Origin of the sequence: Streptomyces sp. NPDC050997 (genome assembly GCF_040660135.1) — a bacterium.
GTDB lineage: Bacteria > Actinomycetota > Actinomycetes > Streptomycetales > Streptomycetaceae > Streptomyces.
Genome location: NZ_JBFAGK010000002.1, coordinates 307,628 through 333,034 on the forward strand (window position 1 = coordinate 307,628; position 25,407 = coordinate 333,034).

The 25,407-nt window shown below is 68.8% G+C and carries 24 protein-coding genes and 1 pseudogene; 14 read left to right on the top strand and 11 right to left on the bottom strand.

The annotated features are described in order from the left end of the window. Positions 1-109 precede the first annotated feature (109 nt). Positions 110-883, top strand: a complete 774-nt coding sequence (locus AB0H86_RS04495; protein ID WP_362432839.1) for a carbon-nitrogen family hydrolase — start codon at positions 110-112, stop codon at positions 881-883. Positions 884-986: 103 nt separating this feature from the next. Here AB0H86_RS04495 and AB0H86_RS04500 read toward each other — a convergent pair whose 3' ends face one another. Together AB0H86_RS04500 and AB0H86_RS04505 are read right to left on the bottom strand one after the other, a co-directional pair. Then, positions 987-1,484 carry an LURP-one-related family protein gene (locus tag AB0H86_RS04500; RefSeq protein ID WP_362432841.1) on the bottom strand — a complete coding sequence of 166 codons (498 nt, stop codon included), beginning with the start codon at positions 1,482-1,484 and terminating at the stop codon, positions 987-989. Further along, the gene (locus AB0H86_RS04505) at positions 1,481-2,485 is read right to left on the bottom strand and encodes a helix-turn-helix domain-containing protein (RefSeq protein WP_362432844.1); all 1,005 of its coding nucleotides are present in this window, start codon (positions 2,483-2,485) and stop codon (positions 1,481-1,483) included. The genes AB0H86_RS04500 and AB0H86_RS04505 overlap by 4 nt, the downstream gene beginning before the upstream one ends. A 52-nt stretch (positions 2,486-2,537) precedes the next feature. Here AB0H86_RS04505 and AB0H86_RS04510 point away from each other — a divergent pair, with 52 nt between their 5' ends. Then, entirely contained in the window at positions 2,538-2,924 is a 387-nt protein-coding gene (locus AB0H86_RS04510) for a cupin domain-containing protein (RefSeq protein ID WP_362432846.1), read from the top strand. A 36-nt stretch (positions 2,925-2,960) separates the two neighbouring features. Here the strand turns inward: AB0H86_RS04510 and AB0H86_RS04515 are convergent, their stop codons facing one another. Both AB0H86_RS04515 and AB0H86_RS04520 read right to left on the bottom strand, forming a co-directional pair. Next, positions 2,961-3,164 carry a DUF397 domain-containing protein gene (locus tag AB0H86_RS04515; protein WP_362432849.1) on the bottom strand — a complete coding sequence of 68 codons (204 nt, stop codon included), beginning with the start codon at positions 3,162-3,164 and terminating at the stop codon, positions 2,961-2,963. A gap of 10 nt (positions 3,165-3,174) precedes the next feature. Next, positions 3,175-3,909, bottom strand: a complete 735-nt coding sequence (locus tag AB0H86_RS04520; protein ID WP_362432851.1) for a DUF5753 domain-containing protein — start codon at positions 3,907-3,909, stop codon at positions 3,175-3,177. Positions 3,910-4,002: 93 nt separating this feature from the next. Here AB0H86_RS04520 and AB0H86_RS04525 point away from each other — a divergent pair, with 93 nt between their 5' ends. From AB0H86_RS04525 to AB0H86_RS04540, 4 genes are read left to right on the top strand one after another with little or no spacing between them, the layout of a single operon-like run. Then, complete coding sequence (locus tag AB0H86_RS04525) at positions 4,003-4,155, top strand: hypothetical protein (protein ID WP_362432853.1); 153 nt, start codon at positions 4,003-4,005, stop codon at positions 4,153-4,155. 10 nt (positions 4,156-4,165) lie between these two features. Then, a complete protein-coding gene (locus tag AB0H86_RS04530; RefSeq protein WP_362432855.1) occupies positions 4,166-5,335 on the top strand; it encodes a DUF262 domain-containing protein in 1,170 nt (389 codons plus the stop codon). Continuing rightward, entirely contained in the window at positions 5,332-6,453 is a 1,122-nt protein-coding gene (locus AB0H86_RS04535; protein ID WP_362432858.1) for a DUF3696 domain-containing protein, read from the top strand. The genes AB0H86_RS04530 and AB0H86_RS04535 overlap by 4 nt, the downstream gene beginning before the upstream one ends. Further along, positions 6,434-7,459, top strand: a complete 1,026-nt coding sequence (locus AB0H86_RS04540; protein WP_362432860.1) for a hypothetical protein — start codon at positions 6,434-6,436, stop codon at positions 7,457-7,459. The genes AB0H86_RS04535 and AB0H86_RS04540 overlap by 20 nt, the downstream gene beginning before the upstream one ends. Positions 7,460-7,789: 330 nt before the next feature. On the opposite strand, the gene AB0H86_RS04545 is transcribed toward AB0H86_RS04540, so the two are convergent. The 5 genes from AB0H86_RS04545 to AB0H86_RS04565 all read right to left on the bottom strand — a co-directional run bounded on the left by AB0H86_RS04545 (position 7,790) and on the right by AB0H86_RS04565 (position 13,093). Further along, positions 7,790-7,954 carry a hypothetical protein gene (locus AB0H86_RS04545; protein ID WP_362432862.1) on the bottom strand — a complete coding sequence of 55 codons (165 nt, stop codon included), beginning with the start codon at positions 7,952-7,954 and terminating at the stop codon, positions 7,790-7,792. Positions 7,955-8,000: 46 nt separating this feature from the next. Then, positions 8,001-9,038, bottom strand: coding sequence for a glycosyltransferase family 2 protein (locus AB0H86_RS04550; protein WP_362433674.1), 1,038 nt, complete (start codon positions 9,036-9,038; stop codon positions 8,001-8,003). A 423-nt stretch (positions 9,039-9,461) separates the two neighbouring features. Continuing rightward, positions 9,462-9,707, bottom strand: coding sequence for a DUF6458 family protein (locus tag AB0H86_RS04555; protein WP_362432864.1), 246 nt, complete (start codon positions 9,705-9,707; stop codon positions 9,462-9,464). Positions 9,708-9,805: 98 nt separating this feature from the next. Further along, entirely contained in the window at positions 9,806-11,122 is a 1,317-nt protein-coding gene (locus AB0H86_RS04560) for a M18 family aminopeptidase (RefSeq protein ID WP_362432866.1), read from the bottom strand. A 129-nt stretch (positions 11,123-11,251) separates the two neighbouring features. After that, on the bottom strand, positions 11,252-13,093 hold the full coding sequence (locus tag AB0H86_RS04565) for an acyl-CoA dehydrogenase (RefSeq protein WP_362432868.1): 1,842 nt from the start codon (positions 13,091-13,093) through the stop codon (positions 11,252-11,254). Between the two features lie 152 nt (positions 13,094-13,245). Between AB0H86_RS04565 and AB0H86_RS04570 the strand changes: the two genes are divergently transcribed. The 3 genes from AB0H86_RS04570 to AB0H86_RS04580 all read left to right on the top strand — a co-directional run bounded on the left by AB0H86_RS04570 (position 13,246) and on the right by AB0H86_RS04580 (position 15,252). Next, positions 13,246-13,716, top strand: a complete 471-nt coding sequence (locus AB0H86_RS04570; protein WP_362432871.1) for an SseB family protein — start codon at positions 13,246-13,248, stop codon at positions 13,714-13,716. A gap of 49 nt (positions 13,717-13,765) precedes the next feature. Further along, complete coding sequence (locus AB0H86_RS04575) at positions 13,766-14,113, top strand: hypothetical protein (protein WP_362432873.1); 348 nt, start codon at positions 13,766-13,768, stop codon at positions 14,111-14,113. A 167-nt stretch (positions 14,114-14,280) separates the two neighbouring features. Further along, positions 14,281-15,252 carry a pirin family protein gene (locus AB0H86_RS04580; RefSeq protein ID WP_362432875.1) on the top strand — a complete coding sequence of 324 codons (972 nt, stop codon included), beginning with the start codon at positions 14,281-14,283 and terminating at the stop codon, positions 15,250-15,252. A 92-nt stretch (positions 15,253-15,344) separates the two neighbouring features. Here AB0H86_RS04580 and AB0H86_RS04585 read toward each other — a convergent pair whose 3' ends face one another. Further along, positions 15,345-16,283, bottom strand: a complete 939-nt coding sequence (locus AB0H86_RS04585) for a Bro-N domain-containing protein (RefSeq protein WP_362432878.1) — start codon at positions 16,281-16,283, stop codon at positions 15,345-15,347. A gap of 162 nt (positions 16,284-16,445) precedes the next feature. On the opposite strand from AB0H86_RS04585, the gene AB0H86_RS04590 reads away from it, so the two are divergent. Next, positions 16,446-17,606 carry an AI-2E family transporter gene (locus AB0H86_RS04590; protein WP_362432880.1) on the top strand — a complete coding sequence of 387 codons (1,161 nt, stop codon included), beginning with the start codon at positions 16,446-16,448 and terminating at the stop codon, positions 17,604-17,606. On the opposite strand, the pseudogene AB0H86_RS04595 reads toward AB0H86_RS04590, so the two are convergent. Then, positions 17,588-19,735 (bottom strand): annotated as a pseudogene (locus AB0H86_RS04595) (SpoIIE family protein phosphatase); the annotation flags it as partial. The gene AB0H86_RS04590 and the pseudogene AB0H86_RS04595 overlap by 19 nt on opposite strands. A 170-nt stretch (positions 19,736-19,905) precedes the next feature. Between AB0H86_RS04595 and aspS the strand changes: the two are divergent. The 4 genes from aspS to AB0H86_RS04615 all read left to right on the top strand — a co-directional run bounded on the left by aspS (position 19,906) and on the right by AB0H86_RS04615 (position 25,390). Further along, on the top strand, positions 19,906-21,669 hold the full coding sequence (gene aspS, locus AB0H86_RS04600; RefSeq protein ID WP_362432883.1) for an aspartate--tRNA ligase: 1,764 nt from the start codon (positions 19,906-19,908) through the stop codon (positions 21,667-21,669). 133 nt (positions 21,670-21,802) lie between these two features. Continuing rightward, on the top strand, positions 21,803-22,774 hold the full coding sequence (locus AB0H86_RS04605; RefSeq protein WP_362432885.1) for an intradiol ring-cleavage dioxygenase: 972 nt from the start codon (positions 21,803-21,805) through the stop codon (positions 22,772-22,774). A gap of 160 nt (positions 22,775-22,934) precedes the next feature. After that, positions 22,935-23,882: an intradiol ring-cleavage dioxygenase gene (locus AB0H86_RS04610; protein WP_362432887.1), complete on the top strand. Its 948-nt coding sequence runs from the start codon at positions 22,935-22,937 to the stop codon at positions 23,880-23,882. 164 nt (positions 23,883-24,046) lie between these two features. After that, positions 24,047-25,390 (top strand): MFS transporter, encoded by a 1,344-nt coding sequence (locus AB0H86_RS04615; RefSeq protein ID WP_362432890.1) that lies wholly within the window; start codon positions 24,047-24,049, stop codon positions 25,388-25,390. Positions 25,391-25,407 lie beyond the last annotated feature (17 nt).

A 25,407-nucleotide genomic window follows, 5' to 3' on the forward strand; every position in this document is an offset into this window, starting at 1 on the left:
GCGGGTGTCTTGGAACGCTAAGTTACGCTGCTGCGAGGCACCCCGGCAGTGCTTTCGTGTGACGATCGTAGGCCCGTGTGAACGGCTCGAATGCCAGGACGGTGGTAGTGTGCGCGCCTCTCTGATCCAGATCGCCGTGGGTGAGGGCGAATCGGTGGGGTCCCGTCGACGGCGCGTGGCGGCGTTGGTCCGGGACCGGGCCGGGTCGGACCTCGTCGTACTGCCCGAGCTGTGGACCACCGGAGCCTTCGCCTACGAGGACTTCGGGAGCGAGGCCGAGCCCCTCGAAGGGCCGACGTACGAGGCGATGGCCAAAGCGGCGAGCGACGCCGGTGTGTGGCTGCACGCGGGCTCGATTCCCGAGCGCGACCCTGACGGCTCCCTCTACAACACCTCCCTCGTCTTCTCACCCTCCGGTGACCTGGCCGCCGCCTACCGCAAGATCCACCGCTTCGGCTTCGACAAGGGTGAGGCCGTGCTGATGGGCGCGGGCCGGGAACTGGTGACGGTCCGTCTGCCCCAGACGGTCCTCGGTGTGGCCACCTGCTACGACCTCCGCTTCCCCGAACTCTTCCGCGGTCTCGTCGACGCCGGCGCCGAGACCCTGGTCGTGCCGGCGGGTTGGCCGGAGCGCCGCCGGGGGCACTGGACGCTGCTGGCCCAGGCGCGGGCGGTGGAGAACCAGGCGTTCGTGCTCGCGTGTGGAACGGCCGGGACACATGCGGGAGTTCCGCAGGCCGGTCACTCGATCGTGGTCGATCCCTGGGGCGAGGTCCTGGCGGAGGCGGGCGCGGACGAGGAGATCCTCACCGTCGACTTCGATCCCGGGAAGGTCGCGACGACCCGCGAGCAGTTCCCGGCCCTGAAGGATCGGGTTCTCTAGCTTTTCCGGGACCACCTCGGAACGCCCCTTATTGCTCCGCATTGCCCCGTATCGCCCGTATGGCCCGTGTCGCTCCGACTCTCCTCGGCTCTCCCAGGCGGCCTCAGTCGTCCTCCCGCTCCTTCTCCGCCAGGTGGATCACGCACACCGTCACCGCGATCAGCAGCGCCGGGTCCGCGTCCTCCCGTACGACGTCCACGCCGTAGGTCTCCCGGATGTGCAGCCACCGTCGGGAGACCACGGCGATCAGCTCACCGTCGTACTCGACGGCGAACTCGCGGTCCAGGATCTTGCCGCTGACGTCGAGTTCGGTGCTGCCGTCCGCCAGGGACACCCGGTAGTGGTTGCGCAGCAGCGACAGCCGTTTGCGGGTGATGCGGGCGAGCTGTTCGCCCTCCCGTTCGATCACCATCGTGTCCCGGAGGGCGAACACCTTCTCGTGGATGTCGATGAGGACCCGCCCCTGGGTGTCCTTCAGCTCGAAGGTGTCCCTGAGGCGCATGGCCTTGCCGTCGACGAGGAACACCTTGTTGCCGTGGTCGTCCTCGATCCAGTAGTCGTCACCGATGCCGAGGAGCCGGTCGCGTACGAGGAATCTCATACCCTCACCGCTTCCCCGGCGGCAGGTCCGAAACGCCGCCGGTAGGCCGACGGGCTGAGCCCGGTCTCGCGCCGCACGCGCGCGCGGAGGTTCGCGGCCGTCCCCAGCCCGCTCCTCGCCGCCACCACGTCGAGCCGCTCCTCCCCGCGCTCGATCAGCCGGCAGGCCAGCGCCACGCGCTCCCCGGTCAGCCACGCCAATGGGGTCGTCCCGAGCTGAGCGCGGAAACGCCGGTGCAGTGTCGCCGGCGACACCGCCGCCCGCGTCGCGAGGCCGGCCACCGTCAGCGGCTCCCCCAGCCGCTCCTGCGCCCACTCCAGCAGCGGACCGAGCGACTCTTCGGGCACGTTCGGCACCGGGCGCTCCACGAACTGCCGCTGGCCGCCGTCCCGGTGGGCGGCGAAGACGAGCCGCCGGGACACGGCGTTGGCGATCTCGGCACCGTGGTCGCGGCGCCAGATGTACAGCCCCAGGTCCAGGGCGGCCGCGCTGCCCGCCGCCGTCAGCAGGTCGCCCTCGTCGACGAACAGCACGTCCGGTTCCAGCAGGACCTTCGGATGCAGACGCCGGAAGGTCTCCGCCCACTGCCAGTGGGTGGTCGCCCGGCGCCCGTCCAGCACCCCGGCCTCGGCGAGCGCGAAGCTGCCGGTGCAGAAGCTCAGGACGCGGGCTCCGCGCGCGTGCGTGCGGCGGATCGCTTCGAGCACGGCGACCCCGCGCGGGACGACGTTGTCCGGACGGCCGGGCACCACGAGGGTGTCGGCGTCGTCCACCGCGTCCAGCCCGGGCACTCCGGTGAGGGTGAAGAACCCGTGGTTCATCCGCACCTCGGGCGTCGGCGTGCAGAGCGTCACCTCGTACGGCGGCCGTGGCAGCCCGAGTTCAGGCCTCGGCAGTCCGAACAGCTCGGTGGCCACGCCCACCTCGAACGGGTTCGTGCCCTCGTCGACGATCACGGCGACCCTGTGCGGGCGCCCAGGCTGCGAGAATCCTTGCGGCATATGCGATTTCTAGCACTCGTACGGCACCCCGGGCACCCCGCACGATGGGCCCATGGAACCCATCTCGCTGTCCGACGCCCTGGCCTCCTTCACCGAGCGGTGGAGCCCCCGCATCGTCACCGCCGTCAACGACTACGACGTACGCGTGGCGAAGGTCGAGGGCGAGCACGTGTGGCACGTCCACGACCACACCGACGAGTTCTTCCTGGTCCTGGACGGCGAACTGCACATCGCCCTGCGGGAGCCGGACGGTGAACGCACGGTCGTCCTGCCCAAGGGCTCGGTCTTCACCGTGCCACGCGGCACCGAACACAAGCCGTACGCCCCCGGACCGACCGCGATCATGGTCTTCGAACCCACCGGCACCCTCTCGGTCGGCGACCGCCACGACGAGGTACCGGCGCACGTGGACGCGACGACGGGCCACGTGCTGGCCTGACCCTTCACCGACGGGACAATGCGGCACCCGGCTCCTTCATCCGGAGGGGCTGGGCGCGGCCGTGCTTTTCACCGCCGTGAGCAGGGCGTTCAGGGCGGTGGCGGTGGGCGAGAGGATCACGGCCGGGGTGTCGCTCTCGCGGAGGTGGAGGGTGGTGGGGGCGGCGGCTATCTCCAGGCAGTTGGTGTCGGCGCCGCCTCCGGAGAACGACGACTTCTGCCAGCGGAGGGCTTGGGGCACGGGGGTTCCTTCACAGTTCCTGGGCGGTACGGCGAATGAGGTCGAGGGAAGCATCCTGCGGAAGTGCTGCCTTGTCGATGCTCGCAAAGAGGGTCCGGTACCGGTTCAGCCGTGCTGCGGCGTCGATGAACTCGGCGCCGTGCGTCGTGTCGATCTGCACAGTGTCGAGTTGGGGGACGACTCCGCCAACGTACTGCATGGGAAATCCGGCCCCTGCGAATCCGTCGGCGGTGAAGGGGATGACGCGAAGGGTGAGTGACTTCCTGCCAGAAGCCTGAAGAAGGTGTTCGAGTTGGGTGCGGGTGACTTCGGAACCGCCGACGCGCATACGCAGCGCGGCCTCGTGGATGATCACGTCGTACGGTGTGCCCGAATCCAGCACCTGTCGGCGCCGCATCCGGAATGAGATGCCGGCCTCACGGTCCTCCGCCGGGAGGTTGGGTTCGACGAAGAGCGAGGCCGCACGCGCGTGTTCCTCGGTCTGGAGGACTCCGGGAATGTGCACCACCTCGAAAGCGCGAAGGTACGACGCGTGGTGTTCCAGCTCGGCCAGATCGAGCGCCTGAGGAGGTAGCACGCCCCGGTACTCCTCCCACCAGTCCTTGGAGCGTGGCGCCGCCATGTCGACCAGCGCGTCCACGAGTTGGCTGTCATCGCACTCGAAGAGCCCGGCCAGTCTGCGCAGTCGCTGCTCGCTGATTCCGAACCGGCCGGATTCGATGTGGCTGATCTGGGTCTGATTCACGCCCAGGAAAGCCAGCCCCGGACCGGCAACAGCGGCTCGAAACAGCGGTCGTGATCCCGGGTCTCGCCCGGCCGATGGCCGCTCGCCCGGCCGATGGCTGACGGCGGCGCACGCCTCACGGCCGACGGACGCCCCTGGATCGCCGACCGCCTGATCGAGTCACTCGCGGACGTCCTCGCCATCACCGTCGGCCGGACGACGATCAGCCAGGGCAACCCTCCACGCCCCGGGACACCCCGCCCCTAGGATGGCTCGCATGGCTATGGATGGCGCGCAGACGACCCCTGACGTGGTCGAGGACGTGTTCGAGGGGTACGCCACGGACATCGAGGTGGAGGATGCCGGGGAGGACACCGCCCGGATCCAGCGGCCATGGAACCCGGACCAGATCCGGGTGAACACCAGCCAGTTCTCCCTGCGCAACATCCTCGACCAGATCGACGAGGGTTCCATCGAACTCGCCCCGGACTTCCAGCGGTTGCGGGTCTGGCGCGCCGACCAGAAGTCCCTGCTCGTCGAGTCCCTGCTGCTGCAGATCCCGCTGCCCGCGTTCTACTTCGCCGAGGACGCGGACGGGTCGTTCCGGGTCGTCGACGGCCTTCAACGGCTGTCCACGCTGCACGCGTTCGTCAGGGGCGGGGAGACCGGTTTCGCGCTGGGGAAGCTGGAGCACCTGGACGATCTGAAGGACCTGCGCTTCAGCGACCTCCCCGTGCCTTTCCAACGGCGGATCAACAACACCCAGTTGATCGTCAACGTGATCGATCCCACGACGCCGCGCGGGGTCACGTACGAAATCTTCAAGCGGATCAACACCGGTGGCACTCCGCTCAACGCCCAGGAGATCCGGCACTGCATGAGCAGTCCGCGCAGCCGGGACATCCTGCACCGGATGACCCACACAGACGCCTTCGCCAAGGCCACCGGAGGCCGCCTCACCGACCACATCCGGATGAACGACCGGGAGATGGCGCTGAGGTTCGCCGCGTTCTGGCTGAAGGGCGTCGAGGCGTATCACGAGCGGCCGGTCATGGAGCAGTTCCTCATGGACGCCACCGAGATGCTCGACTCACCGAAAGCCGTGCCGGACGAGCGGGTGGCGGAGCTGGAGGCCGCTTTCGAGCGGGCGATGACCCACGCCTACCTCGTCTTCGGCGAGCACGCCTTCCGCAAGTGGCCGAAGGGTGACGACTACCGCCGTCCGATCAACCGCGCCCTGTTCGAGACGTGGTCCATGGCCCTGGCTGGCCCCGACCACACGACCGCGGACCTGCGCGCGCGCCGCAAGGCGATCGTGACGGCCGCCCGCGAGCGGATGACCGTCGACGTCAGCTATCTCAACGCCATCACCTCCTCGACCGCCGACCGGTTCCGGGTGGACTACCGCTTCAAGGCCGCCGTGGCGGACGCGGGAGCCGACCGATGATCACCTCCCTGGAGATCCGGGGCTTCAAGCGGTTCGAGTCGGAGTCGTTCGAGCTGTGCCCGCTGACCGTCCTCACCGGTGTCAACGGCGGGGGCAAGAGCACCGCGATCCAGTCCCTGCTACTGGCGCGGCTGGCGGCTGTGTCGGGCCGTACGGCGGGTGGCACGGTCCGGTTGAACGGCCCGCTCGGCCTCGCCCTCGGCGAGGCCCGGGACGTGCTGAACTGGACGGCCGACGCGCGGGAGATCACCGTACGACTGGGCGGGCCGGGCGGTGAGTCATGGGTGTTCGGCTTCGGCCTGCCCGATGCCGAACAGGCGCTGCACCTGGACGTACGGCGGCTGCCGGTGGCGGTCGTACCTGGAATCGGGCCGGGCGTCGCGGATCCCGCCTTCACCTACCTGTGCGCGGAACGCCTCGGGCCGCGCGACACACTGTCCGTGTCCGCCGAGGAGCCCGACCGGATCGGCGTGGGGGTGCGGGGCGAGTTCACGGCACAGGTGCTGGCGCTGCGCGAGTCGCGCGCGGTCGGTGTCCGCAGGGCGGTCCGGAGTCCGCTGCACCACCCTGAGGCCGCCGGCCCTCAACTGAGGGTCCAGGCCGAGGCATGGGCCTCGGAGATCATCCGCCCGCTGCGGATCACCGCTCGGGTGGCCGTGGGCATCATGGCCGGGACGATCCGGTTCGGCGAGACGGGCCTGAGCGGCGAGGAGATCCGCCCCGCCAACACCGGCTTCGGCGTCTCCTACGCCCTCCCCGTCATCGTCGCCGGTCTGCTCACCGAGCCGGGCGACCTGCTGATCGTGGAGAACCCGGAGGCGCATCTGCACCCGGCTGGACAGTCCCGGCTGGGCCGGTTCCTCGCGCGGGTGGCGGGCAGCGGGGTGCAGGTCCTGGTGGAGACGCACAGCGACCATGTGCTCAACGGAGCCCGGCTCGCCGTCGCGCAGGACCGTTCCCTGCCGGCGCAGAACATGATCACGCACTACTTCGACCATGACCGGACCCTGCCCATCGGCATCAATGACAAGGGCGAGCTCAGCCACTGGCCCAGCGGCTTCTTCGACCAGATCGAGACGGACCTGGGGAGGCTGGCCCGTGCCCGACGCGGCGGGTAGGAACGGACAGGACTTATCGGCTGAGACATCGGTCCATGAGGCCGACGACTACCGCGTCGTCGTCGGTGAGGAGTGCTTCGACTGGCGGGAGCTGACGCGATCCGGCCTGCGGGACGCCCTCGACACGCTCGGGGATCTGCTCCAGCCCTTCGCCGACGGACGCAGGGCCGCGTTCATGGAACCCGCGTACGACAGAGAGTGCCTGCCGTCGGTCCCGCTGATCGACGCCCTGTACTCCTGCGACGGTGAACTGCCCCATGACGAACGGGTCCGTCTGCTGCAACTCCTGAACAAGTGCAGGAGCGTGGAACCCGAAGAGACGGATCTTCCGCAGCCGGTCCGGGTGGCCGACGGCCCCTGGCGAGAGCCGTCCTGGGGCATGGCCCACGCCCTGGCCAGGGCAGCGGAAGGCCGGGCCATGTCCTGCCTCCTCGCGCCGTACGCCACGGAACCCGACTGGCCGTCCGGATGGCTCACCGTCACGCGGACGACGGACGCGGGCCACGACGAGGTGAAGGCGCACATCCTGCGGTCACCGGAGGACGCACAGGGCTTCTGGAGAGGTGTGCTCACCCACGAACACGTCCCGGCCGAGCGCTTCTTCACCCTCACCGAGGACGCCTTTCCCCGGCTGCTGTTCGCCGGCTCCCTGCGGCTGCACCACTTCAAGGGCTCCTACGCCGAGGTCCTGCCCTGGCTGGTGAAGCTGCTCGGTGCGCTCAACGACCACTTCACCCGGATACTCGCCGACTGCGGCGGCGACCAGAGGCAGGTCATACGCCGATTCGACGCGCTGGGCCTGGACATCTCCCCCGAGAACGCGAACACGAAGAAGAACGCGAAGGCGTGGGAGCAACGCAACGTCGACCACGGGGGAGCCACCTACCGCTGCGAGTGGCACGGCAAGCGACTGTGGGATCGCGATCGGGTGCACTTCTCCCTGCCGATCTCCGCGTACGACGACCGGATCCTCGTCGGGATCTTCGTGGGGCATCTGTCGACCTGAGTCGGCTCAGCCCATCCGCGCCGACTCGGGCACGGTCGCGGGCCATGGGGCCAGGGCGAGCCACGAGGTCCGCCTCGAACCACCCCCTGCGGCCCCCAGGACCCGGCGACCGGCGAGGTCACCACCCTCGCGACGGATCCGTGCGAGCCCAGGGCCGCATCCTGCGCCGACACGGCAGGTGACACCGGCTCCGCCGCGGGAGCCGACGAGTATCCGGCCGGCCACTGCCAGCGGCGGGACCGGGGCGTCCCGGTCCGCCTCACCGAGGGCGCGGCGGACCGGTCGGCACGGGTACTCGCGGGCCTGGACGACGCCGGGCGGGCGTCGCGGTCAGCGCCGGCGCGGGCGCGGCGCCAGCTTGTACAGGGCCACACCCGCGGCCACCAGCGTGGTGGCCGTGACCATCAGCGCCATGCTGTTCAGCCACATGCCGGTGGCGGCAAGGGTGGCACCGCCCGCGCCGGTGGTACCAGCGCCGATCACTCTTCCGTACATGGTCGTTCTCCTCGGAGGGTCGTGCGTTGACGCGTGGGGGGCGGGTTCAGGTGGCCACCCACTTCTCCTCGCTGCGGCGCAGCAGGCCCCACAGCGAGGAGAAGAAGACGGCGTGCTGGAACAGGTCGTAGAGCATCTCCGGGATCATCAACGCCGCGACCAGGACGGCCCGGGGGCCGGCGCGGCGTACGGAGACGGTCTTCTCGACCATGAAGATCAGGCCGATCGTGGTCCAGAACGGCGAGTAGCCGGGCCAGCCGTACATGGTCGTGTACGTGGCCATGAAGGTCAGATAGACGAGGAAGGACAGCGCGCCGAAGCCCATCAGGAACTGCTGGACGAAGTAGCGGGCGGTGACCCGGGTCCAGCCGTAGTCGCGCAGGTTCTCCAGGGCGCCGCGCTGCCAGCGCAGACGCTGGTGCCACAGCTTGCCCAGAGTGGGCATGACCTCGGTGGTGACCGCGCAGCCCGCCGGTGACATGGCGCGGTAGCCGAGGGTCTTGACGGCCTTGGTCATCTCGTCGTCCTCGGTGAGCGAGGCGAGACTGTAGTAGCTCGTGCCACCGCCGATCACCCCGTCACGGCGGGCGGCGCGCACCTCGCGCAGCACCCGCGCGCGGAACATGGTCCCGGTGCCGGTGAGGACCTGGGCCTTGCCGCCGGTGCGCTCCAGCTCCCAGGCGTAGCGGTGGAACTCCATGCGTTGGAGCAGACCGAGGAGGCCGCCGCCCGGTTCGCCGTAGAAGACGCCGCCGACGGCGCCGACCTTGCGGTTGAAGGTGGCGAGAGCGGTCTCGGCGAACGACGCGTCGAGAACGGTGTCGGCGTCCTGCACCAACAGCAGGTCCCGGTCGTCCAGGTGGGGCAGGATCCAGGCGATGGCCTGGTTGAGGGCGCCGGCCTTCTTGTGGGTGTTGCCGTGCGTGTAAAAGACCTGCGCGCCGTACGCCTCGGCGATCACGGCGGTGTCGTCGGTGCAGTTGTCGGCGACGACCACGACGAGGTCCGGGCGCCGCGTCTGGTCCCACAGGCCCTGGATGGCGGCGGCGATGCGGTCCTGCTCGTTGTGAGCCGGTATCAGCACCGCGAGCCGCGGTACGGGGCCGGGTGCTTCGGGGGCGGCGTGGGCCCGGCGGGCGGCGTGCCGGCCGTGGTGGCTTCGGTACGGATCGCGGGCCGGGGCGGTCGCCGCAGGGGAAGCGAGGTCGAGCACGTGGACCCCCCGAAGTGCAGTGGTAGAGCCCGGCGCTGCGTCCACCTCCGGGCTTCAGAACCCAGAGTCTTCACGACTTTCACACAACCACACAAGACACCCCAGGTCACGGAATGCTCAAGGTTGTCGGTTCTTGCCCTGTGCATACCGTGCCGGGGGTCCTGTGCCGCTCCGGTGCTTGTGCCCGAAATGGTTGTGTCGTGTTGATTGTGCCTGTGCTGGTTGTGCCTGTGCTGTTATGCCCGTGTCGCTTGTGACCGAAATCGAGGTTCCGGCCGTCCACCTGCCGAGCTGTCAGAGGCCGTAGCCGTCGCTGTATCCGTCGCGCGTGTGGTGGCGCTCCTCGACGACCGTGGTCGTGGGAGGTGCCACGACCCGCCTGCGCCGGGCGATGCTGCTGAATGTCGAGACGCCGATCAGACCCACGATCATCAGAATGATGCCGACCAGGTCGAGGTTTACCCCCTGCATGTCCCAGTCGGTCGCGAACGTGAGGATGGCTCCCACGGCGATGAGGATGATGCATCCGCCGAGGCCCATGGTGTTGCCTCCCTGTCCGGTCCGGTCGTTCCGGTCCGTGACTGCGAGTACCCCGGTTGTCAACCCCCATGCCGCGCCGAGCCGTTCCGGAACGATCCCTACCCCTCCAGGAACGCCACCAGCGCGTTCGCCAGCAGATGCGGGTCGTCCGCGCCGCACAACTCCCGGGCGCTGTGCATGGACAGGATGGCGACACCGATGTCGACGGTGTGGATGCCGTGCCGGGCCGCGGTGATCGGGCCGATCGTGGTGCCGCAGGGCATGGAGTTGTTGGACACGAAGGACTGGAAGGGCACGCCGGCCCTCTCGCAGGCGGCGGCGAAGACCGCACGCCCCGAACCGTCCGTGGCGTAGCGGTTGTTGACGTTGACCTTGAGGATCGGGCCGCCGTTGACGCGTGGGTGGTGCGTCGGGTCGTGCCGCTCCGCGTAGTTGGGGTGCACCGCGTGGCCGGTGTCCGAGGACAGACAGACGGTGCCGGCGAAGGCCCTCGCCCGGTCCTCGTACGATCCTCCGCGCGCGAACACCGAACGCTCCAGCACACCGCCGAGCAGCGGCCCGTCCGCGCCCGTGTCCGACTGAGAGCCGCTCTCCTCGTGGTCGAAGGCGGCCAGTACCGGGATGTACGGGCCGTGCCCTTCCAGCGCGGAGGCCCGGTCGTTGCCGGAGACGGCGACCAGCGCGGACACCCCGGCGTGCACCGACAGCAGGTTGTCCATGCGCGGTCCGGCGACCAGTTCGTTGTCGCGGCCCAGGTAGGCCGGCGGTTCCACGGAGTGGGTCATCAGGTCCCAGCCGGTCACCTCGCCCGCGCCGAGCCCGTTCTCCTGCTCCAGGAAGGCGATCAGGTCACCGTCGCGTACGTCGTTGCCCAGTCCCCAGATGGGCTGCAGATGCCGCTGCTTGTCCAGCTTGAGGCCCTCGGCCGTCACGGAACGGTCCAGGTGGATGGCGAGTTGGGGCACCCGCAGCAGCGGCCGGTCGATGTTCACCAGACGCGTCGAACCGTCCCGCAGGGACAGTCGGCCCGCCAGCCCCAGGTCGCGGTCGAGCCAGGTGTTCAGCAGCGGACCGCCGTAGATCTCCACGGCCACCTGCCGCCAGCCCTGGGCCCCCATGTCCGGCAGCGGCTTGACCCGCAGGTTGGGGGAGTCGGTGTGCGCGCCGACGATCCGGAACGGTGTGTGCGCGGCGGCGCCCTCGGGGACGTACCAGGCCACGATCGCCCCGCCGCGCAGCACGTACTTGCCGCCGCTCGTCCCGTCCCAGGCGTCCGTCTCCGAGACCTGCCGGAAGCCGGCCTTCTCCAGCCGCGCGGCGGCGTTGGCCACCGCGTGGTAGGGCGACGGGCTCGCCGCGAGGAAGGACATCAGGTCATCGGTGAGTCCGCGGTCGAAGCGGGAGGGTTCGCTCATGGGTTCACCTTAACGACGGGCGAAGGCCCGCTCCCCGGAGCCGGGGAGCGGGCCTTCGCGACAGCTGATCGGAATGATCGCGGGGATCAGAAGGTCAGAAGGATCGGAAGGATCGGGACGGTACGGAGCTCAGAACGCGGCCTCGTCCAGCTCCATCAGGTCCAGCTCGACGCCCTCGGCGATCTTGCGGGCCAGGGTCACACCGGGCAGGACGTCGGCCGCGAAGAACTTCGCCGCCGCGATCTTGCCGGTGTAGAACGCCACGTCCTTGGAGGACAGCGCCTTCGACGAGGCCGTCTCCAGCTTCTCGGCGGCGATCGCGGCGCCCTTGAGGAGCAGGTAGCCGACGACCACGTCACCGGAGGCCAGCAGCAGGCGGGTGGTGTTCAGGCCCACCTTGTAGATGTTCTTGACGTCCTGCTCGGTGGCCGCGAGGTCGGTCAGCATCAGGCCGACGATGGCCTCCAGCTCCACGGCGGCCTTGGCGAGGTGCTCGCGGGCCGCGGAGAGCTGCTCGCCACCGGTGCCCAGTGCCAGGAACTTCTTGATGTCCTCGGCGAGGGAGTTCAGGGCCGCGCCCTGGTTGCGGACGATCTTCCGGAAGAAGAAGTCCTGGCCCTGGATCGCGGTGGTGCCCTCGTACAGGGTGTCGATCTTGGCGTCGCGGATGTACTGCTCGATCGGGTACTCCTGCAGGAAGCCGGAGCCGCCGAAGGTCTGCAGCGACTGGGCGAGCTGCTCGTAGCCCTTCTCCGAGCCGTAGCCCTTGACGATCGGCAGGAGCAGGTCGTTGAGGGCCTCCAGCGCGGAGGTGTCCTCGTCGGCGGACTCCTTGACCTGGATCTCGTCCTGGACGGACGCGGTGTAGAGGACGAGGGCGCGCATGCCCTCCGCGTACGCCTTCTGCGTCATCAGCGAGCGGCGCACGTCAGGGTGGTGCGTGATGGTGACCTTGGGCGCTGCCTTGTCCATGAAGTTCGCGAGGTCCGGACCCTGGACGCGCTCCTTGGCGTACTCCAGCGCGTTCAGGTAGCCCGTCGACAGCGTGGAGATCGCCTTCGTGCCGACCATCATCCGCGCGAACTCGATGATCCGGAACATCTGGCGGATGCCGTCGTGCTTGTCGCCGATCAGCCAGCCCTTGGCCGGGTGGCGGTCGCCGAAGGTCATCTCGCAGGTGTTGGAGGCCTTCAGGCCCATCTTGTGCTCGACGTTCGTCGCGTAGACGCCGTTGCGCTCGCCCAGCTCGCCGGTCTCGAAGTCGAAGAGGTACTTCGGGACGAGGAAGAGGGACAGGCCCTTGGTGCCGGGGCCGGCACCCTCGGGGCGCGCCAGCACGTAGTGGAGGATGTTCTCCTCCATGTCGTGCTCACCGGACGTGATGAAGCGCTTGACGCCCTCGATGTGCCAGGAGCCGTCCTCCTGCTGTACCGCCTTGGTGCGGCCGGCGCCGACGTCCGAGCCGGCGTCCGGCTCGGTCAGCACCATGGTGGAGCCCCAGGTCTTCTCGACCGCGATCTGCGCGATCTTCTTCTGGACCTCGTTGCCCTCTTCGTAGAGGATGCCGGCGAACGCCGGACCGGAGGAGTACATCCACACGGCCGGGTTGGAACCGAGGATGAGCTCCGCGAACGCCCAGATCAGGGAGCGAGGGGAGGTGGTGCCGCCGATCTCCTCGGGCACACCGAGCCGCCAGTACTCCGAGTCCATGAAAGCCTTGTAGCTCTTCTTGAAGGAGGCGGGGACCGGCGCGGTGTTGGTCTCCGGGTCGAAGACCGGCGGGTTGCGGTCGGCTTCGACGAAGGACTCCGCCAGCTCGTTCTCCGAGAGGCGCGTCAGCTCCTCCAGGATGCTTTTCGCGGTGTCCGTGTCCATCTCCGCGAACGGACCGGTCCCGTACAGCTTGTCGCGCCCGAGCACCTCGAAGAGGTTGAACTCGATGTCGCGGAGATTCGACTTGTAGTGCCCCATGGCGACGGCTCCGTAAGGGATCGGCGAGGCATGACTCCTCGCAACGTAGTTCACGTACCAATCAGTAGCTCCGATGATGCTACCCGTCGGTAATAAGAAGCAACCCCTACTCGGTCAAGTGTGAGAAGGGTCTAGTCGGTACGCTTGCGCGCATGTACGGCTACGACCAGAACGTCGGCGCTCAGCAGCAGTACGCCCCGCCGCAGCAGCCCATGTCCGGCGCGGGCGGCTATGGGCAGCAGTCGCCGCTGTACCCGGAGCCGTCCCCGCCCTCGCTCGCCGACGCGGTGCGTGCCTTCACCACCGGCCAGGTGACCGCGGAGGACTTCCAGCAGGTCTTCGCGACCTCGAAGGTCTACTGCCCGCGCGGTGACAACCCCGGCTTCCTCGCCCTGCACAACACCCAGCAGCCGGTGATCCCGATGTTCACCTCGCTCAAGGAGCTGCGCCGGTACGCGGGCAAGGAGTCCAAGTACTTCGTGATCACCGGCTCCGAGGTGATCGACCTGCTCCCGACCGGGTACGGCTTCGTCCTCGACATGGAGGGCGAGCACCGGATGGTGTTCGACGCGAAGGCGGTCGAACAGATGGTCGAGTTCGCGATGCGCCGGATGTACGGCTGAGTCTGCTTACCGCTTGTAGGGCGCCGTCGCCTGCCGGACCGCCGGCAGTGTGCTCGGCTACTCCCCGGTCAAGGCGGGCCCCGCCTTCCTGCCGCTGGCGGTCACGGCCCTGCTCGGCAACGGCGTGGGCGTCACGCTCGCCGCGAAGTACGGCAATCGGTGGGTGATCCTCGCGGGCATGCCGGTGATGGTGGCCGTGGCCTGCTTCGCCCTGTTGACCACGGTGGACGCCGACTCCGGCTTCACGGCCCCGGAGATCGCCCTCGGGCTGCTCGGCCTCGGCGCTTGTCTGGCGATGCCGGCGGTGGAGACCGGACCGGCACAGACGAGGTGGAACCGGCGGAGGCCGGGGCGGGCTCGGCCAAGGAGATCGAGTCGGTCGCCCGAGCCTGATTGAGTGGTCACAGGAGGCCGGTGCCCCGTCGGGCACCGGCCTCCTGGCGTTGTTCGCGCCCGCCGCCCCCTTTTTTTGAAGCCGAGTGGGAATGCCTGCCCCGCTGTGTGGGTTAGGGGTAGCAGAAAGTTCAACGCTCAACTAAACTCGGAGCACAAGGAGGTACCGACATGCCTGCAGTGACCGTCGAGAACCCGCTGGCGCTGCCGCGAGTCGCCGCACCCGCGGACGCCGTGGCCCGTCCCGTACTCACTGTCACGACCGCGCCGAGCGGTTTCGAGGGTGAGGGCTTCCCGGTGCGCCGGGCGTTCGCCGGGATCAACTACCGTCACCTGGACCCGTTCATCATGATGGATCAGATGGGCGAGGTGGACTACGCGCCCGGGGAGCCGAAGGGCACCCCGTGGCATCCGCACCGCGGCTTCGAGACCGTCACCTACATCATCGACGGCGTCTTCGACCACCAGGACAGCCAGGGTGGCGGCGGCACCATCACCAACGGCGACACCCAGTGGATGACGGCCGGCTCGGGCCTGCTGCACATCGAGGCCCCGCCGGAGTCCCTGGTGATGTCCGGCGGTCTCTTCCACGGGCTCCAGCTGTGGGTGAACCTCCCGGCCAAGGACAAGATGATGGCGCCGCGCTACCAGGACATCCGCGGCGGCAACGTCCAGCTGCTCAGCACCCCCGACGGTGGCACGCTCCTGCGCGTCATCGCGGGCGAGCTGGACGGTCACGACGGTCCCGGAGTCACCCACACCCCGATCACGATGGTCCACGCGACGCTGGCACCGGGTGCGGAACTCACCCTGCCGTGGCGCGAGGACTTCAACGGGCTCGCGTACGTGCTCGCGGGCAAGGGTGCGGTGGGCGCGGAGCGGCGTCCGATCCACCTGGGGCAGACCGCGGTCTTCGGCGCGGGTTCCTCGCTGACCGTCCGCGCGGACGAGAAGCAGGACTCCCACACGCCGGACCTGGAGGTCGTCCTCCTGGGCGGCCGGCCGATCCGCGAGCCGATGGCTCACTACGGCCCGTTCGTCATGAACACCAAGGACGAGCTCCAGCAGGCGTTCGACGACTTCCAGAAGGGCCGGCTGGGCACGATCCCGGCGGTGCACGGAATGTCGGAAGGCGGACTGTAGAGCTCGTGTAGTTCAGTACCCTACGAACAGGCCCGAAGCCGCAACTCTGTTTTGCGGCTTCGGGCCTGTCTCAGTCCGGTGGCGTTACGGCGTTACGGCAGTACGTAGATCGGCGCTCCCTCCGGGCTGCAGTCCACCTGTCGCATGCACCCCCGCTTCAGCAGCATCCGCAGGCAGTCGTGGACGCGGTCCTGGGGCAGGCCCGTGCGGTTGGCGATCTCCTCGATGCGAGGGCTGGTCCGGCCCTGCACCAGCGCCGGGGCGAGGCAGGCTGCGACCGAGTGGACATCGTCGGTGATGACGAGGTTCTTCGCCTTCCAGGCGGCGAGGAGTTGTTGGGCCGTCAACCTCGGTTCCGGGGTGGGGCCGGTTCGTTCGCCGGGTCGGCTCAGAGCCCAGGCGAGGTTCTGAAGCGCATCGGCGATCGCGTCCTGGCTGCGGCTGATCTGCCGTAGCAGTTCATTGCGCTCCCCGGCGGAGGCCGCCAGCATCTCGTCCGCCGCCAGGTTGCGGTCTTCGAGTCGCATGATGGCGTCGGCGACCTGCTGGGGCATCAGGTAGGCGGTGCCACCGGTGGCGGGGGGTGGTGCGGGGGCCGGTTCCAGGGAGTAGGAGCCTTCGCGCTGGACGGTCAGGATGACCTCGCCCACCCAGGCCTTGAAAGGCGCGCACTCTGGTTTGGTGCAACCGGTGACCAGGCTGATGAGACCCTTGAGGTTCACCATGCGCATCGACTTCTTGAGGCCGTGACCTGCAATTTTGTGCGAAGCGTCTGTTCCATAGACGCTTCGTGCAAGATCGCTCAGGCTCATCTGCCAACTTGCTGGAACATGTGCGATGAGTGCCTGCCGCGTGTTTGCGTAGCCGAGATCCGCCGCCACGTCCGCCGCGACGAACCAGTGCTCCCGGGCCGGGGTCGTCAGCCTCCGTACCCGCGCCCCCGTCGCCGCGAACACGAAGTCGTTGACGTCGATCGCGTCCCGCTGCTGTTCAGCCGACTCGTCCGGCGGCATGTTGTTCTGCTCGTACATCGAGCATCACCTCCGCTCCGGAAGGTAGGCACAAGTAGGTACAACTCACGTCCAGCGCAAGGATGTTCATCCGAAAGTGTGCAGAAGTGTCGATTCTGCACAGTGGCCCCCGTTCGGGCTCCCCAGCGCGACACCGCATCTGACGTATGGCCAGATGAGAGGGTGTCCGCACCGCAACCGCTGCTCCCCGAGCCCGTTCGCCGTCTCGGAGCCTGGTGTGCCGTGGCCCTGCTCGTCTCCGGAGTCGTCTACCTCGCGATCCGGCTCTGTGCGGAGTTCCGTACCGCCGTCGTGCCCGTGTTGCTCGCGCTGCTCGGGACCGCGTTGCTCAGGCCGTTCCACCGGCGGCTGGTGAAGGCGAAGGTCAACCGGTCCCTCGCCGCCGGGCTCACCTGTGTCGCGGTGGTCGCCGTCGTCGGCGGAGCCGTGTACATCGTGGTGGCCGCGCTCATCGACACCGGGGACGAGATCGTCACCTCGCTCAAGCAGGCGGCTCGGGGGCTCACGGACCACTTCGGGTCCGCCGGCACCTCCCTGGACGACCTCGCCTCCAACGCGCGGGAACTCCTGGGCAAGTTCGGGGGTACGGCGGCCTCCGGTGTCATCAGCGGGGTCAGTGTCGTCGGCGAGTCCATCGCCATGGCCGTACTCGCCCTGCTGCTCGTCTTCTTCTTCCTGCGGGACTCCGACAAGGCCATGGACAGCCTGCGGTCCGTCGCCCCGCGGCAGAGTGGTGACCTCATGGAAGCCATGGCCCGGCGGGCGTTCAAGGCCGTCGAGGGGTTCATGCGGGGGACCACGCTGATCGCCTTCATCGACGCCGTCTGCATCACCGTCGGGCTGCTCGTCCTCGATGTGCCGGGGGCCGTCGGGCTGGGGGCGCTTGTCTTCGTGGGGGCCTACATCCCCTATCTCGGCGCGTTCCTCTCCGGCGCCCTCGCCGTGCTCGTCGCGCTCGCCGACCGGGGGTTCGTGATCGCGTTGTGGGCGCTCGGGGTGGTGCTCGCGGTGCAGGTGATGGAGGGGCATGTGCTGCAGCCGGCGATCCAGAGTCGGACCGTGCAGATGCATCCGGCGCTGGTGATGGTCGCCATCACGGCGGGGGCTTCGGTGGCGGGGGTCCTCGGGATACTACTCGCCGTACCGCTGACCGCCGCCGCCTTCGGGGTCGTACACGAGCTGCGGACGCGCTACGAAGTTCCGGCGGAGTCACCGGTGGAGTCACCGGCGGAGTCACCGAACAACTCCCTGGCGGAGACGCCGGATGAGTCCACTCCGGGCCCGTCCGATGAGTCCCCTCCGGGCCCGTCCGACGCCTCGTAGAGCTCGAACCAGATGCTCTTCCCCTCGCCCCGCGGATCCACCCCCCACGCGTTCGCGAGCAGTTCGATCAGCATCAGACCACGCCCGGAGGAGGCCAGCTCGCCGGGCCTGCGCTTGTGCGGAAGGTCGTCGCTCGTGTCGGTGACCTCCACCCGCACCCGGCGTCTGCCCTGCCTGTCCGGCCCGTCCGGCCCGACCGCCCCGCTCCGACCGCCCCGCACCTCGGCCAGCAGCAGCGCGTCGGCGTCGGTGTGGACCAGGACGTTGGTCAGCATCTCGGACAACAGCAACACCGCCGAGTCGACCTGGTCCGCCGACGTCCAGTCGTGCAACAGCTCCCGCAGCTGCTGGCGGGCCACCGCCACCCGTTCCGGTTCCGCCTGGGCCACCGACAGCATCGTGCGGCGGACCATGGGGTGGATGACCGCCGTGTCGGCCCGGCCGTAGCCCTCCCCCTGCCGGCACAGCAGGAGTACGGCTATGTCGTCCTCGCGGCGGTCGGCCAGCGTGCCGGTGGTGTGGTGGGAGGACGGGCCGTGGACGGCCTGGACCAGGGCGTCGGCCAGTTCCTCCAGGTCGCCGTCGTGTCCCTCGAGGATGGCGCGGATGCGTTTCCAGCCGGTCTCGATGTCGTGGCCGCCGGTCTCGATCAGTCCGTCGGTGCAGAGCAGGAGCGTCTCGCCGGGTTCCAGGGTGATCCGGGTGGTGGGGTAGTCGGCGTCCGGGTCGATGCCCAGCGGGAGGCCGCCGGCCGTCGGGCGGGCCATGACCGTGCCGTCCGCCATACGGATCGCCGGGTCGGGATGGCCGGCCCGGGCGACGTCCAGGATGCCGGTCGCCGGGTCGACCTCCACGTACAGACAGGTCGCGAAGCGGAGGTCGGCACCGTCCGGGTCGCCGTAGGTGATCCCGTGCAGGAAGCGGGACGCGCGGGAGAGGACCGCGTCGGGGCGGTGGCCCTCCGAGGCGTACGCGCGCAGCGCGATCCGGAGCTGCCCCATCACGCCCGCCGCCCGGACGTCGTGGCCCTGGACGTCACCGATGACCAGGGCGAAGCGCCCGTTGGGCAGCGGGATCATGTCGTACCAGTCGCCGCCGACCTGGAGACCGCCGCCGGTGGGCACATAGCGTGCCGCGACGCTCATGCCCGGAATCCCGGGGCCGAGGGAGGGGAGCATCGAGCGCTGGAGGCCGTCCGTCAGCTCCCGTTCCGACTCCGCCACGCCGGCCCGGGACAGCGCCTGCGCGAGCATTCTCGCCACCGTCGTCAGGACCGAGCGCTCGTCCGGCGTGAACGCCACCGGGTAGGCGAAGGCCGCCATCCACGCGCCCATGGTGCGGCCGGCCACCGTCAGCGGCAGGAACGCCCAGGAATGACGGCCGAAGGACTGGGCGAGCGGCCAGGTGACCGGGTAGCGGGTCTTGTAGTGCTCGGGTGTGGAGAGGTAGACGGCACGGCCGGTGCGGACCACCTCGGCGGCCGGGTAGTCCGTGGCGAGGGCCATGTGGGAGAAGGGGCTCTCGTCGCCGGCCTGCTGACCGTGGTGGCCGATGATCGTGAGGCGGTCGCCCTGCACACCGAAGACGGCCAGGCCGTCCGGGGAGAAGCCCGGCATGGACAGGCCGGCCGCGACCCGCAGAACCTCCGCCGTGGAGCGGGCCTCGGCCAGCGCACGGCCCGCGTCCAGCAGGAACGCCTCGCGGGAGCGGCGCCAGTCGCCGGTGATCGGGGTGCGCGCGGCGGTGCCCGGCGGCGGCTCGGCGACCTCCTGGAGGGTGCCGATCAGCTCGTAATCGCCGGTCGTCGGGTCGACGATCGGCTTGGAGCGGCTGCGCACGGTACGGATGACATGGCCGTGTTCGTCCATGATCCGCAGCCGGGCCTCGGCGAGGGTGCCCTCGGCGACGGCGAGCTGGACTATGCCGTCGATCTCGTTCCAGTCGACGGGGTGGAAGCGGGAGCGCATCGCGCCCTCAGTGAGGGTGGTCTGCCGGGCGGGCAACCCGACCAGCCGCGCGGCCTCGGCGTCCAAGATGACGAGCCCCGCGTCGTTGTCCCAGCGCCACAGGCCTGTCGCGAGAGCGACGAGGGCCTCCCCCACGGCGGGCAGGGGCTCTCCAGTACGCATTGACCCACTTTATGGAGAGGCGGATGGAGAGTGCTACTGATCAGCAGATCCAAATGGTGGGGAGCCGATCTTGGGGTGCCCGGTACGCTGGGCGGAGTTTCACGTGAAACAGACGCGCGAAACAGACTCGTGCAACAGACCCCGATCCGCGAAGACTGGATGAAACGACGATGCACCGGTACAGGTCCCACACCTGCGGCGAGCTCCGCGCCTCTGACGTCGGCACCGACGTCCGGCTGAGTGGCTGGCTGCACAATCGGCGCGACCTGGGCGGCATCCTCTTCATCGATCTGCGCGACCACTACGGCATCACGCAGCTCGTCGCCCGTCCCGGGACACCCGCGTACGAGGCCCTCGACGGGCTGACCAAGGAGTCCACGGTCCGCGTCGACGGCCAAGTCGTCTCCCGTGGCACGGAGAACGTGAACCCGGACCTGCCGACCGGTGAGGTTGAGGTCGAGGTGAACGAGGTCGAGCTGCTCGGTGCCGCCCAGCCGCTCCCCTTCACCATCAACACCGAGGACGGTGTCAACGAGGAGCGGCGCCTGGAGTACCGCTTCCTGGACCTGCGCCGCGAGCGCATGCACCGCAACATCATGCTGCGGACGGCGGTCATCTCCGCGATCCGGCACAAGATGGTCACCCTCGGCTTCAACGAGATGGCGACGCCGATCCTGACGGCGACCTCCCCCGAGGGCGCCCGCGACTTCGTCGTCCCGTCCCGTCTGCACGCGGGCAGGTTCTACGCCCTGCCGCAGGCGCCGCAGCAGTTCAAGCAGCTGCTGATGATCTCCGGCTTCGACCGCTACTTCCAGATCGCGCCCTGCTTCCGGGACGAGGACGCGCGCGCGGACCGTTCGCCGGGCGAGTTCTACCAGCTCGACGTCGAGATGAGCTTCGTCGAGCAGGAGGACGTCTTCCAGCCGATCGAGCAGCTGATGACCGAGCTGTTCACGGAGTTCGGCGGCGGCCGTGAGGTCACCTCGCCGTTCCCGCGGATCCCGTTCCGCGAGGCGATGCTGAAGTACGGCTCCGACAAGCCGGACCTGCGCGCCAAGCTGGAGCTCGTCGACATCACCGACATCTTCGAGGGCTCGGAGTTCAAGGCGTTCGCCGGCAAGCACGTGCGCGCCCTGCCGGTGCCGGACGTCTCGGCGCAGCCCCGCAAGTTCTTCGACCAGCTCGGTGACTACGCCGTCTCGCAGGGCGCGAAGGGCCTGGCCTGGGTGCGCGTCGCCGAGGACGGCTCGCTGTCCGGCCCGATCGCCAAGTTCCTGACCGAGGAGAACGTCGCCGAGCTGACGAAGCGGCTCCAACTGGCCGCCGGTCACGCCGTGTTCTTCGGCGCGGGCGAGTTCGACGAGGTCTCGAAGATCATGGGTGCGGTGCGGGTCGAGGCCGCTCAGCGCGCCGGGCACTTCGAGGAGAACGTCTTCCGGTTCTGCTGGATCGTCGACTTCCCGATGTTCGAGAAGGACGAGGAAACCGGGAAGATCGACTTCTCGCACAACCCGTTCTCGATGCCCCAGGGCGGCATGGACGTTCTGGAGAACCAGGACCCGCTGGACATCCTGGCCTGGCAGTACGACATCGTGTGCAACGGCGTCGAGCTGTCCTCCGGCGCGATCCGGAACCACGAGCCGGACATCATGCTCAAGGCCTTCAACATCGCGGGCTACGACAACGAGACGGTGGAGCGCGAGTTCGCCGGCATGCTGCGCGCGCTCCGCTTCGGCGCCCCGCCGCACGGTGGCATCGCGCCCGGCGTCGACCGCATCGTGATGCTGCTGGCGGACGAGCCCAACATCCGCGAGACGATCGCCTTCCCGCTCAACGGCAACGCCCAGGACCTGATGATGGGCGCGCCGACGGAGCTGGAGGAGACGCGGCTCAGGGAGCTGCACCTGTCGGTGCGCAAGCCGCAGCCGAAGTAAGGCAAGCCTTTTAACTGGGCTGATCGCAAAGGGACCGGAAATCGACGTCGATTTCCGGTCCCTTTTGCGTGCGCGCGGAAAACGGGCCGTTTTCTCAGCTCGTTGACAGGGTTCTTATCTAACTTCCCGGCGCATGACAGTGAATCAACAGCCTCAACAGCCGCAGGAATCCCAGGATCTGACGCGCCGTAAGGTCGTTGCCGTGGGCGCCGGAGCGATCGCGGTGGTGGGCCTTGGTGGCACCGCCTTCGCGACGAACGCGACCGACGGCCACGAGGAGGGCACCGCTTCCGCGAGTTCGGCCGAGGACTGCTACAAGCTGACCTCGGAGACCACCGAGGGCCCGTACTACATCGACGCGGACAAGCTCCGCCGGGACGTCACCGAGGACCGGGAGGGCATCCCGCTTCTCCTCAGCCTCAAGGTGATCGACTCCGAGACGTGCAGACCGGTCAGGAACGCGGCCGTCGACATCTGGCACTGCGACGCGGCGGGCGTCTACTCCGGGTACGAGGGCCAGGGCAACGGGGGCGGGGGCGGACCGGCCCCCACCGGAGCCCCCACGGACGCCCCCACCGGTACGCCCACCGACGCCCCCACGGGTACGCCCACCGATGCCCCCACCGGCCCGCCCCCGGGCGGCGGCCACCAGGAGCCGACCGACGACACCCGCTATCTGCGCGGCACTTGGCGGACGGACCGGCACGGCCAGGTCACCTTCCGGACGGTGTTCCCGGGCTGGTACCGGGGCCGCACCGTTCACATCCACACCAAGGTGCACGTGGACGGTGAGTGGACGGACGCCGGCTACGAGGGCGGGCACGCCTGCCACACCGGCCAGTTCTTCTTCGACGAGGAGTCGGTCCTGGCCTCGGCGGAGCTGGAGCCGTATGTGTCCAACGCCGCCGAGCGCACCACGCTCGACGAGGACACGATCTACGACGGCAGCGGCACCCAGGGCGGCCTGCTCCGGCTGAGGTACGACAAGCGGAACATCGCCAAGGGCGTCCACGCGTCACTCACGGTCGGTGTGGACCCCGAGTCCACGAACGAGGGTCAGGACCTCCCGCCGCAGCCGAGCGCCTCGACCTCCGCGACCTCCTAATAAGGGAAGCCTTTCCTAAATTACATGTGGGATGGTGAGGTGAGAAGGGGCTTGAATCGGCACTGCTTTCAAGCCCCTTTTGCCTGTGCGCGGGAAAGCCATGGGAAACCACAGTCCTTTCCCACCGCGTTGACAGCCTTCTTACCTAAATTCCCGAGTCATGACGGGAAACCACACGGCTCAAGGGCCGAAACACAAGCAGGACCTGACGCGTCGCAAGGTAGTCGTGGCGGGCAGTGCCGCGGTGGCCGCGGTGGGCGTGGCCGGCGGACTCGCCATGACGGCCTCCGCGGACGAGGTGAAGGAGACCGCGGCGTCGAGCACGGCGTCGAGCACGGCTTCGAGTACGTCGAGTGCCGCGGAGACCTGCTACAAGCTGACCTCGGAGACCACTGAGGGCCCGTACTACATCGACGCGGACAAGCTCCGCCAGGACATCACCGAGGACCGGGAGGGCATCCCGCTCACCCTCACCCTCAAGGTGATCGACTCCGAGACCTGCAAGCCGGTCCAGAACGCGGCCGTCGACATCTGGCACTGCGACGCGCTGGGCCTCTACTCCGGCTACGAGAGCCTGTCGACCGGCGGCGGCAGCGCCCCGACCGACGCTCCCTCGGGCACGCCCACCGGCACCCCGACGGGTGAGCCGCCGTCGGGCGGGCCGTCCGGCGGTACCGGCGGGGGCGGGGGCCACCAGGAGCCCACCGACGACGAGCGGTATCTGCGCGGCACCTGGAAGACCGACAAGAAGGGCCAGGTCACCTTCAAGACGGTGTTCCCCGGCTGGTACCAGGGCCGCACCGTTCACATCCACACCAAGGTGCACGTCGACGGCACGTGGACCGACGCCGGCTACGAGGGCGGGCACGCCTGCCACACCGGCCAGTTCTTCTTCGACGAGGAGTCCGTGCTCGCCTCCGCCGAGGTCGAGCCGTACTCCACCAGCACCACCGAGCGCACCACGCTCACCGAGGACACCATCTACGACCAGAGCGGCACCCAGGGCGGTCTGCTCAAGCTGAAGTACAACAAGAAGAACATCGCCAAGGGCGTGCTCGGCACCATCACGATGGGCGTCACGCCGGACGAGACGAACGACGGCACCTGATCATCGCCCGGGTCAATGGGTATCGCATGGTTTACGAGGTTCATCCGGTTCGCATACATGAACCTCGACCCAACCCATTGACCCGGAACATGAGCCTCCGTAACGTCCCTCAGTGCCCGCGTACGTGATTGTAGTTCACGTATGTGCACACGAGGGAGACAACGATGTCAGAAGCCGTGACACCACCCGACGCCGAACAGCGAGCCGTCGGCAAGTTCCTGCGACGCATGCTGCCGATCCTGGTCCTGATGCTGCTGGTCAACCAGATGGACCGGACGAACGTCGGCTTCGTCCAGGACGAACTGCGGGCCGATGTAGGGGTGAGCGCCACCGCGTACGGTCTCGGCGCCGGCCTCTTCTTCATCGGGTACGCGCTCTTCGAGGTGCCGAGCAACATGCTCCTGGAGCGGTTCGGCGCCCGGGTCTGGCTGACCCGCATCATGATCACCTGGGGCCTGGTGATCGTGGCGATGTGCTTCATCCACAACGTCACGATGTTCTACGCCCTGCGTTTCCTCCTCGGTGTCGCGGAGGCGGGCTTCTTCCCCGGAGTGCTCCTCTACTTCACCCAGTGGCTGCCCGACTCCAGCCGGGGCCGGGCGAGCGCGATCTTCCTCGGCGGCTCGGCCACGGCGTACATCGTGACGGGGCCCATCACGGGCGCGCTGCTCGAACTGCACGGAGCGGGCGGATTCGCCGGCTGGCGCTGGATGTTCGCGCTGGAGGGCGCCTTCTCGATCCTCGTCGGTGTCATCGCCGGATTCTTCCTGGTCTCCAGGATCGAGGACGCCGGCTGGCTCACCCGGGCGGAGAAGGACGCGCTGAGCGCGGCGGTCGCCCGTGACGAGGAGGCCCGCGCACGGGCCCCCAAGGTGTCCCGCCTCAAGCTCATCCTCCACCCGCAGGTCGCCCTGCTGACCGGCGTCTTCTTCGCGATGGCGCTCACCGGCTACGCGATCACCTTCTGGCTGCCGAGCCTGGTCGACGACATCGGCGGTCTCTCCCCCTTCCAGGTCGGGCTGCTCACGGCCGTCCCGTGGATCTGCGCCGTGATCGCGATGTACACGGTGAGCCACTACACCGACAAGGCGCCCGACCGCCGCCCGTATCTGGCGATCGCCCTGGTCCTGTCGGCCGTGGGCACCTTCCTCGCCACCCTGGGCTCCCCCTGGTTCGGACTCGCCGCCCTCACGCTCGCCGCGGTCGGCGGGAAGTGCGCGGCCACCCTGTACTGGCCGATGGCCCAGTCCGGACTCGACCTCAAAGTCGCCGCGCCGGGGCTGGCGGTGGTCAACTCCATAGGAAACCTGGGCGGTTTCGTCTCCCCCACGCTCTTCGGCTACCTCAAGGACACCACCGGCAGCACTAACGGCGGCCTGTACACCCTCTCCGCCGCGTCACTGCTCGCGGTGATCGGGGTGTTCTACGTCAGGAACACACGCGGAACCCCCGACGCCCCCGCACGGACCACCACCCCGGAGCCGGACGCGCGACCGGTCGTCTCCTGAACACCGGAAACCACGAG